The sequence below is a fragment of the Rhizobium acidisoli genome, from assembly GCF_002531755.2.
Classification (GTDB): Bacteria; Pseudomonadota; Alphaproteobacteria; order Rhizobiales; family Rhizobiaceae; genus Rhizobium; species Rhizobium acidisoli.
The window spans coordinates 2,720,732-2,736,458 of sequence record NZ_CP034998.1 but is presented as its reverse complement, the minus strand read 5'-3'; the positions used below and the strand labels follow the sequence as shown (position 1 = coordinate 2,736,458).

At 61.8% G+C, this 15,727-nt stretch carries 13 protein-coding genes and 1 pseudogene; 8 read left to right on the top strand and 6 right to left on the bottom strand.

Annotated features, from left to right (window positions below; translation table 11 throughout):
• Positions 1–55: 55 nt before the first annotated feature.
• Positions 56–766 carry a GntR family transcriptional regulator gene (locus CO657_RS13510; protein ID WP_054182642.1) on the bottom strand — a complete coding sequence of 237 codons (711 nt, stop codon included), beginning with the start codon at positions 764–766 and terminating at the stop codon, positions 56–58.
• A 269-nt stretch (positions 767–1,035) separates the two neighbouring features.
• Here CO657_RS13510 and CO657_RS13505 point away from each other — a divergent pair, with 269 nt between their 5' ends.
• From CO657_RS13505 to CO657_RS13475, 7 genes and pseudogenes are all read left to right on the top strand, one after another.
• Positions 1,036–2,124 (top strand): ABC transporter ATP-binding protein, encoded by a 1,089-nt coding sequence (locus CO657_RS13505; RefSeq protein WP_054182643.1) that lies wholly within the window; start codon positions 1,036–1,038, stop codon positions 2,122–2,124.
• A gap of 45 nt (positions 2,125–2,169) precedes the next feature.
• A complete protein-coding gene (locus tag CO657_RS13500; protein WP_054182644.1) occupies positions 2,170–3,468 on the top strand; it encodes an ABC transporter substrate-binding protein in 1,299 nt (432 codons plus the stop codon).
• 341 nt (positions 3,469–3,809) lie between these two features.
• Positions 3,810–4,721 (top strand): ABC transporter permease, encoded by a 912-nt coding sequence (locus tag CO657_RS13495; RefSeq protein ID WP_054182645.1) that lies wholly within the window; start codon positions 3,810–3,812, stop codon positions 4,719–4,721.
• A 1-nt stretch (position 4,722) separates the two neighbouring features.
• Positions 4,723–5,544 carry an ABC transporter permease gene (locus tag CO657_RS13490; RefSeq protein WP_003593266.1) on the top strand — a complete coding sequence of 274 codons (822 nt, stop codon included), beginning with the start codon at positions 4,723–4,725 and terminating at the stop codon, positions 5,542–5,544.
• A 4-nt stretch (positions 5,545–5,548) separates the two neighbouring features.
• Positions 5,549–6,292 carry an aspartate/glutamate racemase family protein gene (locus CO657_RS13485; protein ID WP_054182646.1) on the top strand — a complete coding sequence of 248 codons (744 nt, stop codon included), beginning with the start codon at positions 5,549–5,551 and terminating at the stop codon, positions 6,290–6,292.
• 3 nt (positions 6,293–6,295) lie between these two features.
• Positions 6,296–6,906, top strand: a pseudogene (locus CO657_RS13480) (flavin reductase family protein).
• 89 nt (positions 6,907–6,995) lie between these two features.
• Positions 6,996–7,493, top strand: coding sequence for a heme-degrading domain-containing protein (locus CO657_RS13475; protein WP_003593272.1), 498 nt, complete (start codon positions 6,996–6,998; stop codon positions 7,491–7,493).
• A gap of 41 nt (positions 7,494–7,534) precedes the next feature.
• Here CO657_RS13475 and CO657_RS13470 read toward each other — a convergent pair whose 3' ends face one another.
• Positions 7,535–8,779 carry an AGE family epimerase/isomerase gene (locus tag CO657_RS13470; RefSeq protein ID WP_054182647.1) on the bottom strand — a complete coding sequence of 415 codons (1,245 nt, stop codon included), beginning with the start codon at positions 8,777–8,779 and terminating at the stop codon, positions 7,535–7,537.
• 170 nt (positions 8,780–8,949) lie between these two features.
• On the opposite strand from CO657_RS13470, the gene metH reads away from it, so the two are divergent.
• The gene (metH, locus tag CO657_RS13465) at positions 8,950–12,723 is read left to right on the top strand and encodes a methionine synthase (RefSeq protein WP_054182648.1); all 3,774 of its coding nucleotides are present in this window, start codon (positions 8,950–8,952) and stop codon (positions 12,721–12,723) included.
• A gap of 105 nt (positions 12,724–12,828) precedes the next feature.
• On the opposite strand, the gene CO657_RS13460 is transcribed toward metH, so the two are convergent.
• From CO657_RS13460 to CO657_RS13445, 4 genes are read right to left on the bottom strand one after another with little or no spacing between them, the layout of a single operon-like run.
• On the bottom strand, positions 12,829–13,257 hold the full coding sequence (locus tag CO657_RS13460) for a hypothetical protein (protein WP_054182649.1): 429 nt from the start codon (positions 13,255–13,257) through the stop codon (positions 12,829–12,831).
• Between the two features lie 6 nt (positions 13,258–13,263).
• On the bottom strand, positions 13,264–13,518 hold the full coding sequence (locus tag CO657_RS13455) for a type II toxin-antitoxin system prevent-host-death family antitoxin (RefSeq protein ID WP_054182650.1): 255 nt from the start codon (positions 13,516–13,518) through the stop codon (positions 13,264–13,266).
• A 59-nt stretch (positions 13,519–13,577) separates the two neighbouring features.
• Positions 13,578–14,342, bottom strand: a complete 765-nt coding sequence (locus CO657_RS13450) for a GntR family transcriptional regulator (protein ID WP_012558410.1) — start codon at positions 14,340–14,342, stop codon at positions 13,578–13,580.
• On the bottom strand, positions 14,339–15,223 hold the full coding sequence (locus tag CO657_RS13445; protein ID WP_054182651.1) for a glucosamine kinase nucleotide-binding domain-containing protein: 885 nt from the start codon (positions 15,221–15,223) through the stop codon (positions 14,339–14,341). The genes CO657_RS13450 and CO657_RS13445 overlap by 4 nt, the downstream gene beginning before the upstream one ends.
• Positions 15,224–15,727 lie beyond the last annotated feature (504 nt).

Sequence of the window (15,727 nt, the reverse complement as noted above, 5' to 3'; positions counted from 1 at the left end):
CGTGGCGAAGCCACGCCCCCGGCGCCTTCGCATGCCGATCGTCTGAAGGACGGTTCTAAAGCTCGAAGGCTTCCTTGAGGCCGAGGCTCTTGCGTTCGCGCAGGTCGAGATCGGTCTCGATATGGGTGATGTGATGCAGCATCAGCTGGCAGGCGCGGTCGAGCTCGTTGTTTTCGATCGCTGTGATGATCTCGCCATGTTCGGAATGACCGCAGCTTGAGGCGGTGGACTGGCCGTAAAGGGCAATCACCAGCGACGAGCGGGCGACAAGCTCTTCCATGAAGCGCTGCATGATCGCATTGCCGGAAATCTCCGCCAGCCTCAGATGAAAATCGCCCGACGCCTTGATCTCGGCGCGCCGCGCCGTCTGGCCGCGCTCGCTCATCAGGCGGCCTTCCTCCAGCAGAAGCTGTTTCAGCTGGCTGATGTCCCCGGCCGTGATCCGTGCCGCCGCCTCGCGCAATATGCCGGGCTCGACCAGGCGGCGGGCGGCAAAGATCTGCCGGGCCTCGTCGGGCGAGGGATAGGCGACAAAGGCGCCGCGGTTCTTCTCGACGCTGACCAGGCCTTCATAGGAGAGCGCCTGCAGTGCCGCGCGGGCAAGCGTGCGGCTGACGCTGAAGAGATTGCCGACATCTTTTTCGGAGAGCTTGGTGCCGGGTGAAAGCCTGCGCTCGACGATTGCTTCGCGAATAGAATCACGGATCAGTTGTGTGCTTGTTTCGGCGGAGTCTTCGGCCTGCATGGCCTTGGCAGCGGATTTCATGAAAATCGATTTCCTGATGATGGGCAAACCATATCCGGCTTCTCGGCAAAAGTTAAACGGAATTTGTGCTCGAAGCGTCGAGCAAATTGTATACGATCATCTGCATAAATTGAGGACGATAGCCTAAATCCTGTGCAGGTATTGTTTTGCTCATATTTTATCTCCATCCGATCTACAGCAGATAAAACCCATGATTCACAATGGGTTGAGAAGTCGTCGGCGAATTGGCACGGCAAGTGCATCGTCTTTTCCAAACAGGGGAAGGCATGATGTCGAAAGCGGCAGAGATCGATATAGTATCCGTTTCGAAGGTCTACGGGGCGACGACCGCGGTAGAGGCGATCAGCCTGAAGATTCCGGCTGGCTCCTATTGCTGCTTCCTCGGCCCGTCCGGCTGCGGCAAGACCTCGACGCTGCGCATGATCGCCGGCCATGAGAGCATCTCGTCGGGCGATATCCGGCTCGGCAATACAGTCGTCACCGATTTTCCGCCGGCCCGGCGCGGTACTGCGATGATGTTCCAGTCCTATGCGCTGTTTCCGCATCTCGATCTCATCGACAATGTCGCCTTCAGCTTGAAAATGAAGGGCGTCGACAAGGCGGAGCGGCGGGCCAAGGCGCTCGACATGCTGAAGCTGATGCAGATGGAGCCCTATGCTATCAGGCGCCCGGCCCAGCTTTCCGGCGGTCAGCAGCAGCGCGTGGCGCTGGCGCGCGCGCTGATCACCGATCCGGAGGCGCTGCTGCTCGACGAGCCGCTGTCGGCGCTCGACCCGTTCCTGAAGATCCGCATGCGCGCCGAACTCAAGAAGCTGCAGAAGTCGCTCGGCATCACCTTTGTGCATGTCACCCACAGCCAGGAAGAGGCGATGGCGCTCGCCGATATCATGGTCATCATGAATGACGGCCGGATCGAGCAGGCGGCTGCGCCCCGCGAAGTATTCGAAAAGCCGGCGACCGCTTTCGTCGCCCGCTTCATGGGCGACCACAACGTGCTCACCGGACGGGTGACCTCAAGCGAAAACGGCGTGATCGTCATGACCGTGCCGGAGGGGCAGAGCTTTTCCGTGCGCGGGGCGGGCAGGGAGGTCGGCCAACCGGTCGATATCGGCATCCGCACCGACCGCGTGCGCCTGCAGGTGGCGTCCGAATGGACGCTCGGCTTCAATGCCATCGTCTCCAATGTCGAATATCGCGGCTCTTCGGTGAAGATCACCGCACACGGGGCCGGCAGCGACGACTTCACCGTCATATCAGACGATAGCGATTATTTCGCCCGGCCGGTCGCCGTCGGTGATGCCGTCTCGCTCAGCTGGACGCTCGACGATGCCGTACTTCTCGGCCGCTCATCCGCATGAACCATTGCCAACCATCCTTCCGCATCAACAAAAAGGGGAACTGACATGACGACTGAAACCACATCGACAAAGGCTGCGAAGGGTCTTTCCCGCCGCACGCTCTTAAAGACGGGTGCTGCTGCCGTCGGCGCCATCGCCGGCTCCGGCGCGATCACCGGCTTTCCCACCATCTGGGCGAAGACGAACATCACGCTTCGCCAGTTCGGCACCGGCGTTTCCAACATTAATGCCATCGCCGAGAAGTGCAAAGCCGATCTCGGCATCACGCTGGAGATGACGGCGACCGATTCCGACGCCGCCGCCCAGCGCGCCGTCACCCAGCCCGACAGCTACGACATTGCCGATATCGAATACTGGATCGCCAAGAAGGTGTTCCCGACAGGCGTTCTGCAGCCGATGGACGTCAAGAAGCTGAAATATTACGACAAGATCGTGCCGCTGTTCATCAACGGCAAGCTGAAGGCAGACAGCGTCATCGCCCAGGGCACGGCGCCGCACACCGTCGGCTTCGTCGAGGCGCAAGGCTCCAAGAAGTTCGCCAAGGAACCGACACAGTGGATGACGATGGTTCCCACCATCTATAACGCCGACACGCTCGGCATCCGCCCCGACCTTACCGGCCGTCCGATCACAAGCTGGGCTGATATTCTCGATCCGGCCTTCAAGGGCAAGACGGCGATCCTCAACATTCCGTCGATCGGCATCATGGATGCGGCGATGATCATGGAAGCCGCCGGCAAGATCAAATATGCCGACAAGGGCAACATGACCAAGGAAGAGATCGACAAGACGATCGAATTCCTGATCAAGACCAAGGGCGACGGCCAGTTCCGCGCCTTCTGGAAGAGCTTCGACGAGTCGGTCAACCTGATGGCCTCGGGCGAAGTCGTCATCCAGTCCATGTGGTCGCCGGCCGTCGCTGCCGTCCGCTCCAAGGGCATCGCCTGCACCTTCCAGCCTCTCAAGGAAGGCTACCGGGCATGGGGCGGCGGTCTCGGTCTTGCCGCGCATCTGAGGGGCGCCGAGCTCGACGCGGCCTATGAATATATCAACTGGTACACGTCGGGCTGGGTCGGCGGCTACCTCAACCGCCAAGGCTATTACTCCGCCTGCATGGACACCGCCAAGAACTTCATGTCGGCTGACGAGTGGGGCTACTGGATCGAGGGCAAACCGGCGCAGGGCGATATCCTGTCGCCCGAAGGCAAGGTCATGGAAAAGGCCGGTGCTGTCCGCGACGGCGGCGCCTTCGAAGCCCGCATGGGTGCGGTCGCCTGCTGGAACTCGGTGATGGACGAAGACCGCTACATGGTCCGCCGCTGGAACGAGTTTATCGCTGCCTAAGCATTAGCCGCTTTTCCCCTCCCCAACCCTCCCCACAAGGGGGAGGGAGCCCGGCGAGGTTGCGGCAAAAAACTCCTGCCCCTTGTAGGAAGGGAGCCCGGTGAGGGCGCGGCACAGTAACTCCCTCCCCCTTGTGGGGAGGGTTGGGGAGGGGTCTTTTGAATCTTCCCTATCCCAAAGCAAGGTTCGCGGTGGCCGAGACGTTGCCGCGGTTCCTCTTCTCCCCAGCGGGGGTCCGAAGGACGGGTCGAGACCAGTGGCTCGACCCAGGTAAGGGTGCCGGCAGGCGAATGAGGGGGCTCCTTGCCCGACCTGCATAATGAGGAAACGGAGAACCGATCATGGCGATCATCGCAGCGGCAACGGAGGAAGGCAAACACGGTGCGCGAGTCCGCACTTTCCGCCTCTCCCCCTCAACCATCTCCTATCTCCAGGCGACGCCGCTGATCGCCATTCTCGGCTTCTTCTTCCTGCTGCCGATCGCCATGATCGCGGTTGTCAGTTTCTGGGATTATGACTTCGCCGGCCTCTATCCCGATTTCCTCACCATGAATTACACCGATACGCTCGGTTCGTGGGTGACGTGGAAGACCTATCTCAACACGCTGAAATTCACCGCGATCGTCTGGTCATTGACGCTCGTTATCGGTTTCTGGGTCGCCTATTTCCTGGCCTTCCACATCCGCAAGACCTCGACGCAGATGATCCTCTTTCTCGTCTGCACCGTGCCGTTCATGACCTCGAACATCATCCGCATGATCTCGTGGATTCCGGTGCTGGGGCGCAACGGGCTGGTCAATTCGACGCTGATCGAGATGGGCATCATTCCGCAGCCGATCGAATGGCTGCTCTATTCCGATTTCGCCGTCGTGCTCGCCATGGTGCATCTCTATACGCTGTTCATGGTGACGCCGATCTTCAACACGCTGATGCGCATCGACCGGTCGCTGTTCGAAGCGGCGCGCGATGCCGGCGCCTCCGGCTGGCAGGTGCTGTGGAATGTCGTCATTCCCTTAGCAAAACCCGGCATGGCGATCGGCACGATCTTCGTCGTCACCCTCGTCATGGCGGATTTTTCGACGGTGCAGGTGATGTCCGGCGGCCAGAGCGCCTCGGTGGCGCTGATGATGAAGAACCAGATGTCGCTGCTGCAATATCCGGCGGCGGCCGCCAATGCGGTGGTGCTGCTGGCGGTGGTTCTGCTGATGGTCGCGGCGATCCTGCGCGTCGTCGACATCCGCAAGGAGCTTTGAGATGAACCACGAAAAACGCGGTCTCGAATTCTATCTGCTGGCGATCTTCTTCGCCGTCTTCGTGCTGTTCCTCTACGGTCCGCTCTCGGCGGTGCTGATCCTCTCCTTCCAGGGGCCGGACGGCGGCCTGACCTTCCCGATGAATGGCGTTTCCACCCATTGGTTCTTCAACCTGTTCGAAAAGCAGGCGGTCGGCGATTTCGGCGCCTCCTTCCGGCGCTCCTTCAGCCTCGGGCTGATGGTGATGGTCGTGACCGTCACCGTGTCGCTGCTCGCCGGTCTTGCCTTCCGCCGCCGCTTCCGTGGTTCGACCGTGCTGTTCTATGCGACGGTCGCCAGCCTCGTCGTGCCGTCGATCATCGTCTCGCTCGGTATCGGCGTCGTCTTCCAGGAGGGCGGGCTGAAGCCCGCCTGGTATTCCTCGGCCTTCGGCGCCCATCTCACCTGGACGCTGCCATTCGGCGTGCTGATCATGTTTGCCGTCTTCAACCGCTTCTCGCCGGCCTATGAAGAGGCAGCGCGCGACCTCGGCGCCTCCGCCTGGCAGACGTTCCGCCATGTCGTGTTGCCGATGATCGCCCCGAGCCTGATCGGCGTCGGCCTATTCGGTTTCACGCTTTCCTACGACGAATTCGCTCGCACGTTGATGACGTCGGGCACCTACAATACGCTGCCGCTCGAAATCTACGGCATGACGACCAACGTCACGACGCCGGTGCTCTATGCGCTCGGCACGGTGACGACACTGTTTTCCTTCACCATCATTCTCGTCGCGCTCGCCATCATGACGATGCTCAGCCGGCGGCAGGCAAAGATCAACTGACATCATGCGCATCCTCATCGTCAATCCCAATACCACGGCCTCCATGACCGAGAAGGCCGCCAACGCCGCGCGTGCGGTGGCCGCTTCCGGCACGGAAATCATCGCCGCCACATCCAGCATGGGGCCTGTCTCCATCGAGGGCCACTACGACGGGGCACTGGCGATCCCCGGACTGCTTTCCGAACTGAAGGAGCGGCAGACGGCGGGTTATGACGCGGCCGTCATCGCCTGCTTCGACGATACCGGGCTGGAGGCGGCACGCAGCTTCGCCGATGTGCCGATCCTCGGGCTCTGCGAATCCGCAGTCGCAACGGCGGGTTTCCTGGGGCAGCGTTTCACCGTGGTGACGACGCTTGAGCGGTCGCGGGTGCTGATCGACAATCTGGTGCGCCGCTACGGCATGGGCGAGCGCGCCAGGGTGCGCGCCTCCGATATCCCGGTGCTGGAGCTCGAAGATCCGGCCTCGGGCGCGATCGGCAAGCTCAGGGCCGAGATCGAACGGGCGCTTGCCGAAGACGGCGCCGAGGCGATTGTGCTCGGCTGTGCCGGCATGACGGATCTGGCGAGGGAACTGCAGGCAATTTATGGCGTGCCCGTCATCGACGGTGTCTCGGCCGCCGTCAAGCAGGCCGAGGCGTTGGTTTCGCTCGGGCTTTCCACCAGCAAGCGCGGCTCCTATGCCTCGCCGCTGCCGAAAGCCTTTACCGGAGCGATGAGCGCCTTTTCGCCGGCCGGGAAGCTCGGCTGAGCCATGGCCATCTCCTTCGACTTCAAAGAGCTCAGTGAGCGCGAGCGCTACAAGCTGATGATCGGCACGATCATTCCGCGGCCGATCGCGCTGGTGACGACGGTCGACGAACACGGGCGGATCAACGCAGCCCCCTTCAGCTTCTTCAACTGCCTTTCGGCCGATCCCCCAATCTGGCGATCGGGGTCGAAAACAATGCCGACATGTCGTTCAAGGATACCGGCCACAATATCCGCATGACCGAGGTCTTCACGGTCAACATCGTCTCCTTCGCCATCGCCGAGGCCATGCATGTCTGCGGCGCCCGTTATCCCCGAGGGGTCGACGAGTTGAAAGAAGCGGGATTGACGGCAATGCCGGGCGCGAAGGTGGCCTCGCCCTGGATCGCCGAAGCGCCGGCCGCGTTCGAATGCCGGCGGCATGTGACGCTGGAGCTGGGGCGCTCGCGGCAGATCGTCATGGGCGAGATCGTCTATGCGCATTATCAGGACGGCGTCGTCGATCCGGAACGGCTGCATGTCGATCCGGCCGCCGTCGATGCCATTGCCCGGCTCGGCGGCGATACTTGCGCCACCATCCGCGACCGCTTCGAGATGCTGACGCCGAAGCTCTGAGGCTTTGGTAGCTCCAAGTTTTTGCTTTACTTTTTTGCTCCCCGCAAGAATGGTCGCAGCGGATCATCACGGCAGAGGAGTGCTTGGCCATGACAATCGAACAGGATCTCAGCCGGATCGCAGAGCAGGAGAAGGCCCTGAGCTTCGACGCCTTCGACCTGACGACGGCATGGCAGCTCGGCAAACTCCTGCAGGAACTTGCCACCGAGCGCGGCCTCGGCATCGCGATCGATGTGACCCTGCATTCGATGCCGGTCTTCTATGCCGCACTGCCTGGCGTGACGCCCGATAACGTCAACTGGGTCCGCCGCAAGCGCAACATGGTGCTGCGTTATTTCCGCAGCAGCTATGCCTCCGGCCTGAAGCTCAGCAAAGATGGCAAGACCGTCGAGGATAACGGGCTTTCCGGCGCCGATTATGCGCCGCATGGCGGCAGCTTCCCGATCAACGTCAAGGGCACCGGCTGCATCGGCGCGGTCACCGTCTCCGGCCTGCCGCAGCGCGACGACCACAATCTCGCGGTCGAGGCCTTGGCGCTGATGCTGGCAAAGGATCTGGATACGCTGCGGCTCGACCCGCCGCTCTGAGCGGGCCGTTTGCTGAGCCGGCGGGCGCGGGGTACTGAACCTCAGAGCCTGCCGCCGGCCTCGGTAATGCCCTTGGTCAGGCTGCCGGTTGCCGGGAAGAGCGGGATCAGGCAGGCTTGCAGGGCGTGGTAGATGTCGCCCTTGCCGGGGAAGAGCGAATGGGCGGGAACGAGATCCTCCGTCAGTTCCTCATGCCAGCCGCCGTTCCGGTGGTCGATGAAGGCGCGTTCGATCACGTTCCAGATCTTGCGATAACATTGCTCGTGATAGTCGCTCGGCAGGTGCTCGTTGAGGAAGTGGGCGGCGGCGGCACCCTCGCAGGCAGGCCACCAAAGTTTATTGCGCTTGGCGGGCTTGTCGTCCCAATCGAGCGTATAGAAAAAACCGCCCTTGTCGCTGTCCCAGCCGAGCGCCATGGATTGCTCGAAGAGCGCCTTGGCCGCGTCCGGCATCCACTCGATACGTTTGCCGCCGAGTGACCAGAGCTGCAAGATGAGACGGGTCCATTCCAGCCAATGGCCGGGCGTCGTGCCGGCCGGGCGGAACATTTCGTTCGGATGATAGTAGGTCTTGTCGAGCTTCCATTCGGCGTCGAAATGTTCTGCGACGCGCCAGTCGACCGAACCCGCCGCGCGCCGGATGACGAGATCGGCGATGCTTTCGGCCTTGGTCAGGTAGTCCCTGTCGCCGGTCGCTTCGAAGGCGGCCATCAGCGCTTCGGTCAGGTGCATGTTGGAATTCTGGCCGCGATAGGCGCCGCCGTCGAGCGGCTGCCAGTCGGCGGTGAATTCCTCGGCGATGGCGCCGTGGCGCGGCTCCCAGAACTTGCTGTTCAGGACCTCGGTGATGTCGGCAAGCATGCCGTCGGCGAGCGGATGGCCGATCGTCTTAGCCGATGAGGCGGCGAGCAGCACGAAAGCATGGCCATAACCCTGCTTGTTGCTATCGACCGGACCGTTATTGTCGAGCGACCAGAAATAGCCGCCGTTTTTGCGGTCGCGATGATGGTTCCAGAGATAGTCCATGCCGTGGTCGACGAGGTCGCTGGCACCCGGGCGGCCGACCAGCGCGCCGATTGCGAAGCAATGCACGGCGCGCGCGGCGATATGAATGCTGCGGACCTGGCCTTCGGCGTCAAGCGGCTTGCCGCTATCGTCGAGATCATAGAAGCCGCCCTTGGGATTGACCGAATTGTGCTGGAAGAAATCGAAGAGGCCATTCGCCTGGGCAAGCAGCCAGTCGCGGTGATAGACGCGGCTCGTCCAGTTTCCAAGCAGGGGTGCCATGATAATCCTCCGATTTCGTGCGCGATGCTTTTGAAATGCCTATATAGAGGCCATTCGAGTCTGTCATGGGGCCAGGCTTGCAAAGCACGAAATCGACAGGCATATATTGACATAAAGATATCTTTATGTGATTTGAACTGTCTGGTCTTACGACGTCAAGGAGCCCTCCCGTGTTCGATACTCTCTTTGGTCCGGAAACGGGCAAACGTGACGGCAACGAAGTTTTCGCAGCGCTGCGCAAAGCTGCGAGCGAACGCATCCTCGTCCTCGACGGCGCCATGGGCACGCAGATCCAGGGGCTGGGCTATGACGAAGACCAGTTCCGCGGCACCCGCTTCATCGGCTGCGCCTGCCACCAGAAAGGCAATAACGACCTTCTGATCCTCACACAGCCGGATGCGATCGAAGAGATCCATTACAAATACGCCAAGGCCGGCGCCGATATTCTCGAGACCAATACCTTCTCCTCGACCCGCATCGCGCAGGCCGATTACGAGATGGAAGGGGCGGTCTACGACCTCAACAAGGAAGGCGCCGAGATCGTCCGCCGCGCGGCCCTGCGCGCCGAGCGCGAGGACGGCCGCCGCCGCTTCGTCGCCGGCGCCATCGGCCCGACCAACCGCACCGCCTCGATCTCGCCTGATGTCAATAATCCCGGTTTCCGCGCCGTCACCTTCGACGACCTGCGTTCGGCCTATGGCGAACAGATCGACGGTCTGATCGACGGTGGCGCCGACATCATCCTGATCGAGACGATTTTCGACACGCTGAACGCCAAGGCGGCAATCTTTGCCTGCGAGGAGCGCTTCGAGGCCAAGGGCGTGCGCCTGCCGGTGATGATCTCCGGCACGATCACCGACCTTTCCGGCCGCACGCTCTCCGGCCAGACGCCGTCGGCCTTCTGGAATTCGGTGCGCCACGCCAATCCCTTCACGATCGGGCTGAACTGCGCGCTCGGCGCCAATGCGATGCGCCCGCATCTGCAGGAGCTTTCGGGTGTCGCCGACACCTTCATCTGCGCCTATCCGAATGCCGGCCTGCCGAATGAATTCGGCCAGTATGACGAAACGCCGGAGCTGATGGCGGCGCAGATCGACAGTTTCGCCCGCGAGGGTCTGGTCAACATCGTCGGCGGCTGCTGCGGCTCGACGCCGGAACATATCCGGGCGATCGCCGAGACCGTCGCCAAGTACAAGCCGCGGCCGCTCCCCGAGCACCGTCCCTTCATGTCGCTGTCCGGCCTTGAACCCTTCGAGCTCACCAAGGACATTCCCTTCGTCAACGTCGGCGAGCGCACCAACGTCACCGGCTCGGCGAAGTTCCGCAAGCTGATCACCAATCACGACTACACCGCAGCACTCGATGTCGCTCGCGACCAGGTCGAGAACGGCGCGCAGGTGATCGACATCAATATGGACGAGGGCCTGATCGATTCCGAAAAGGCGATGGTCGAGTTTCTCAACCTGATCGCCGCCGAGCCCGATATCGCCCGTGTGCCTGTCATGATCGACAGTTCGAAATTCTCGATCATCGAATCCGGCCTGAAGCGCGTCCAGGGCAAGCCGATCGTCAACTCGATCTCGCTGAAGGAAGGCGAGGAGAATTTCCTCGCCCAGGCGCGGCTGTTGCACAATTACGGCGCCGCCGTCGTCGTCATGGCTTTCGACGAGACGGGGCAGGCCGACAGCTACGAGCGCAAGGTGGAAATCTGCACCCGCGCCTATAAGCTTCTGACCGAAAAGATCGGCTTCCCGCCTGAAGATATCATCTTCGATCCAAACATCTTCGCGGTCGCGACCGGCATCGAAGAGCACAATAATTACGGCGTCGATTTCATCGAGGCGACCCGGACGATCCGCGAGCGCATGCCGCTGGTGCATATATCGGGCGGCGTCTCCAACCTGTCCTTCTCGTTCCGCGGCAACGAGCCGGTGCGCGAGGCGATGCATGCCGTGTTCCTCTACCACGCCATCCAGGCGGGCATGGACATGGGCATCGTCAATGCCGGCCAGCTCGCCGTCTACGACAATATCGATCCGGAACTGCGCGAGGCCTGCGAAGACGTGGTGCTGAACCGCCGTCCCGACGGCACCGAGCGGCTGCTCGAAGTGGCGGAGCGTTTTCGCGGTGCCGGCGCCAGGGAAGGCCGGGTCCAGGATCTTTCCTGGCGCGAATGGAGCGTCGAGAAGCGTCTCGAACATGCGCTGGTCAACGGCATCACCGAATATATCGAAGCCGATACCGAGGAAGCGCGCCAGCAGGCCGCCCGGCCGCTGCACGTGATCGAAGGGCCGCTGATGGCCGGCATGAACGTCGTCGGCGATCTGTTCGGCTCGGGCAAGATGTTCCTGCCGCAAGTGGTTAAATCGGCGCGTGTCATGAAGCAGGCGGTCGCCGTGCTGCTGCCCTATATGGAAGAGGAAAAACGCCTGAACGGCGGCGAAGAACGTCGCTCGGCCGGCAAGATTCTGATGGCGACTGTTAAGGGCGACGTGCACGATATCGGCAAGAACATCGTCGGCGTCGTGCTGGCCTGCAACAATTATGAGATCGTCGACCTCGGCGTCATGGTGCCGGCGACGAAGATCCTCGACACGGCGATCGCCGAAAAGGTCGACATCATCGGCCTTTCCGGCCTGATCACGCCCTCGCTCGACGAGATGGTGCATGTCGCGGCCGAGATGGAGCGGCAGGGTTTCGACATCCCGCTCTTGATCGGCGGGGCGACGACCAGCCGTGTGCATACGGCGGTGAAGATCCATCCCGGCTATAACAAGGGACAGGCGATCTACGTCACCGATGCGAGCCGCGCCGTCGGCGTCGTCTCGGCGCTGCTGTCGCCGGAGACGCGCCAGGGCTATGTCGACGATACAAGGGCCGAATATGCCAAGGTAGCGGCCGCCCATGCGCGCAGCGAGGCCGAGAAAGTGCGCCTGCCATTGCCGCGGGCCCGCGAGAATGCGCATAAGGTCGACTGGTCGGCCTACCAGCCGACGAAGCCGGAATTCTTCGGCACGCGGGTGTTCGAAGATTACGATCTGGCCGAGCTTGCCAGATATATCGACTGGACGCCGTTCTTCCAGACCTGGGAACTGCGCGGCCGTTACCCCGCCATTCTCGAGGACGAGAAGCAGGGCGAGGCGGCGCGTGCCCTCTGGGCCGATGCGCAGTCGATGCTCAAGAAGATCATCGACGAAAAGTGGTTCCGTCCGCGCGCCGTCATCGGCTTCTGGCCGGCCGGCGCCGTCGGCGACGATATCCGCCTGTTTACCGATGAGAGCCGCAGCCAAGAGCTCGCCACCTTCTATACGCTGCGCCAGCAGCTTTCGAAGCGGGACGGGCGGGCAAACGTGGCGCTCTCCGATTTCGTCGCGCCTGTCACAAGCGGTGTGCACGATTATGTCGGCGGCTTCGTGGTGACGGCTGGTATCGAGGAAATCGCCATCGCCGAGCGTTTCGAACGCGCTAACGACGATTATTCCTCGATCCTCGTCAAGGCGCTGGCCGACCGCTTTGCCGAAGCCTTTGCCGAGCGCATGCACGAGCAGGTGCGGCGCGAATATTGGGGCTATGCAAAAGACGAGACGCTCAGCAATGAGGATCTGATCACCGAAGCCTATGCCGGCATCCGGCCTGCGCCCGGTTATCCCGCCCAGCCCGACCACACCGAAAAGGCAACGCTCTTCAAGCTGCTCGACGCGGAAAAGGCGGCGGGCGTCAAGCTGACGGAGAGCTATGCGATGTGGCCGGGCTCGTCGGTCTCCGGCCTCTATATCGGCCACCCCGACTCCTATTATTTCGGCGTCGCCAAGGTGGAGCGGGATCAGGTGGAAGACTATGCCAAGCGCAAGGGCATGGAGGTTTCCGAAGTCGAACGCTGGCTCGGGCCGGTGCTCAACTACGTGCCGCGCAAGACCAACGAGGAGATCGAAGACGCGGCATGATTTGCCGAGTCTTCTCGGTCGCTTAAGGCGGCGTGCTGAGAGATCGATTCAACGGATGGAGAGTGAACTTGCGCCGCAGCCCCGGTCGCTTTCGGGCAATAGGCATCAGCGGCGGACGGAGTCGCTTTTCCTTGCCTTGGCAAGATCGAGAAAATTCGCCTTGATCGTTGCGAAAAGTCCAGGCGGAATGAAGCCGTAGGCGAACATTCCCTCGCTGCCCGGCACGGGTGAAAGCCCGCCATTCGGCCATTCATCAATATTGTGTTCGGAGACGATGACCCAACTCGGGGCGTCGTCCAGACCGATCGCCTGCTTCACCTTCGGTGGGATCTCTATTCCCACGATTTCGCCGGACGGCGGCGTATGCGTGATCGGCAGCAGAACGACATAGCGGGGACTGGCTAGGCTGTCGCTCGCCGCAACAAGACAGGCGGGCCTATCCTTACCCTGGTCGCGACCCGCCAAGGCTTCGCGCGACCACAGGTAATCATAGCGCACGACAAGGCCGGGCTTCGGCTCGGGGATTGAGGCCATGACGCGTTATTTCAGCAACTCATCGAGAGAGGTGTGGGCAGCATCCATCTCCGCTCTCTCGACGGCATCGATGACGACGGACAAGGCATCGGCCGTCAAGTGCGTGCGTTGCGCGGCAGCCCTCAGCCAATCATAATGCTCGGCCGACATCAGCACGAATTCGCGGCGGCCATGCCGGGTGATCTCGACGGGCTCGCGCTGCGCCTGATGCTGAAACGCGCCGAATTTTCGCTGAAATTCCAGAGCCGTGGTCCGGGCCATGATAAGGTTCCAAACTTTGATATCCAGATTATACGTATAATCTGGATAAGCTCAAGGCATCAGGTTACCCCGATCGTCAGCTCGGCGACGAAATCATAGGCGTCGCCGCGATAGAGCGAGCGGGTGAATTCCACGGCGCGGCCGGAGCCGAGATAGGAGATACGTTCGATCGACAGGCCGGCGGCGCCGACGGAGACGCCGAGAAGCTGGGCGTCGGCTTCCTTCATGTTGGTCGCCGAGATGCGCTGCACGGCGCGCACCGGGCGGACCTGGAGGCGTTCGAGTTCGGCATAGAGCGAATTGGTCACGGCCGAGGGATCGGGGAGAAACTCGCCGGAGACGCTGGCATTTTCGATTGCCAGCGGCTGGTCGTCGGCGATGCGCAGGCGGGAGAGGCGGGAAACCTTCACGTCGGTGCCGAGGCCGAGAATCATCATTTCGTCGGGCGAGGGGGTGTGGATGCCCTTGTGCAGCCATTCGGAGCGGGAGGACATGCCGCGGCGCGCCATGTCCTCGGTGAAGGAGGTAAGCTGCGACAGGCGCTGCTCGACCCTGGAGACCGGTTTGGCGACGAAGGTGCCCGAACCGTGACGGCGTACCAGCAGGCCGTCGGCGACGAGTTCGTCGATCGCCTTGCGGACGGTAACGCGGCTGACGGCGGCGAATTCGGCGATATCGCGTTCCGGCGGCAGCGCATCGCCATGGCCGAGCGTGCCGGTGCGCACGGCCTCTTCGAGCGTGCGGCGCAGCTTGACGTAGAGCGGGCCGGTGCCGGCTGCCTGCAGACGCTCCAGGGACAGAAGGGTGGCGAGATCGTCGGTCATGCCGCACCTCTCTGTCCGTCGTGCAGGAGCTTGACGGCAAGTTCCACCGCACCCTGCAGGGCATCGCCCTTCGGCCTGGCAAGCCGTGATCTGTAGCGTTCGGAAAGCCACGGCTCATAGGCTCCTGCAAGGCCGCCGAGCAGGCAGATCGACGGGCATTCAGGCCAGAGCAGCGCTTCGAGGCTTTCACCGATTGCCGTTGCCGCGTCCGTGACGATGCCGACCGCGACGGCATCGCCCTTGGCTGCATGTTCGAAGACGACGGGCGCATAACGGGCAAAATCCGTCGGTCTTGCCGAATGTGCGAATTCGACGACGCGCTCAGGATCGTTGCCGTATTCGGCCATGATCGCTTCGGTCACGGGGGACGTCGGGCGCACGCCGTCATGGGCAAGCAGCGATCGCTCCATCAGGTCGCGGCCAAGCCGGGCGCCGCTTGCCTGGTCGCCGACGATAAAGCCCCAGCCGCCAATGCCGTTCAGCCGGCCGTTCCTGCGGGCGTTATAGACCGAGCCGGTGCCGAAGGCGCCGACGATGCCGTCGCCATCGCCGAGCGCGCCCTGCAGGGCAATCAGCGCGTCGGTGACGACGCGGCCTTCGGCAAAGGGCAGGGCCTTTTCGATGCGCTGGCCGTAGTCCGTGACATTGGCGCCGGCAACGCCGACCACTGACGCAGCGGAGGCGATGGTTTCAGCGGCAAGCCCTGCATCGATCAGCGCCTGCCGGGCAGATTCGACGATGTTGAGAAGAGAGTTTTCCAGATCGGACAGGATATTGGCCGGACCTGCTTTGCCACGGCCGATGACATTGCCGTGTCTGTCCGCGACCGCGGCTCGGCAGCTCGTTCCACCGCCGTCTATGCCGATTGCAAACTCCGTCATCGGGCCTCCGAATACGCCGTTCCCTATGTTTTTAAATACAATACCAAAAAAATACCATTTACCAAGTGGGAATGATGGAGAAAATCGATCTTTTTATCTTGTTGATTTCATTGATTAAAATTTTTTAACGAATTTTTGGCGACCGAAAAGTTAAATTCGGCTGGACAATTGGTATTTTTTTGGCATTAATTTGGCAAAAGGGAACAGCACATCGAAGCCCACGAAAACCGGCAGCAAAGCCAAGCCGGAACTGCTTCGAGGATGATCGAGAGAACGACCCGCCGCCTGTTAGGCTGGCGGTGAAGCTCAGCATCCATCGGCTTTTCCCGTCAAATTTTTGCCGTGCTCGATGCAGGTCATGGGCAAGGCGCAGTCCGGCCGCAGGCGATCCGCCTTCGTGTCCGTCGAGCTTTCGGGGCCGGCAGTCGCTGGCGGCCCTCAAGGGGCGTTGGGTGTTTCCTCAAGCACGCCAACCGCTTGTTTCAGATCGAAAACGGCGCCTTT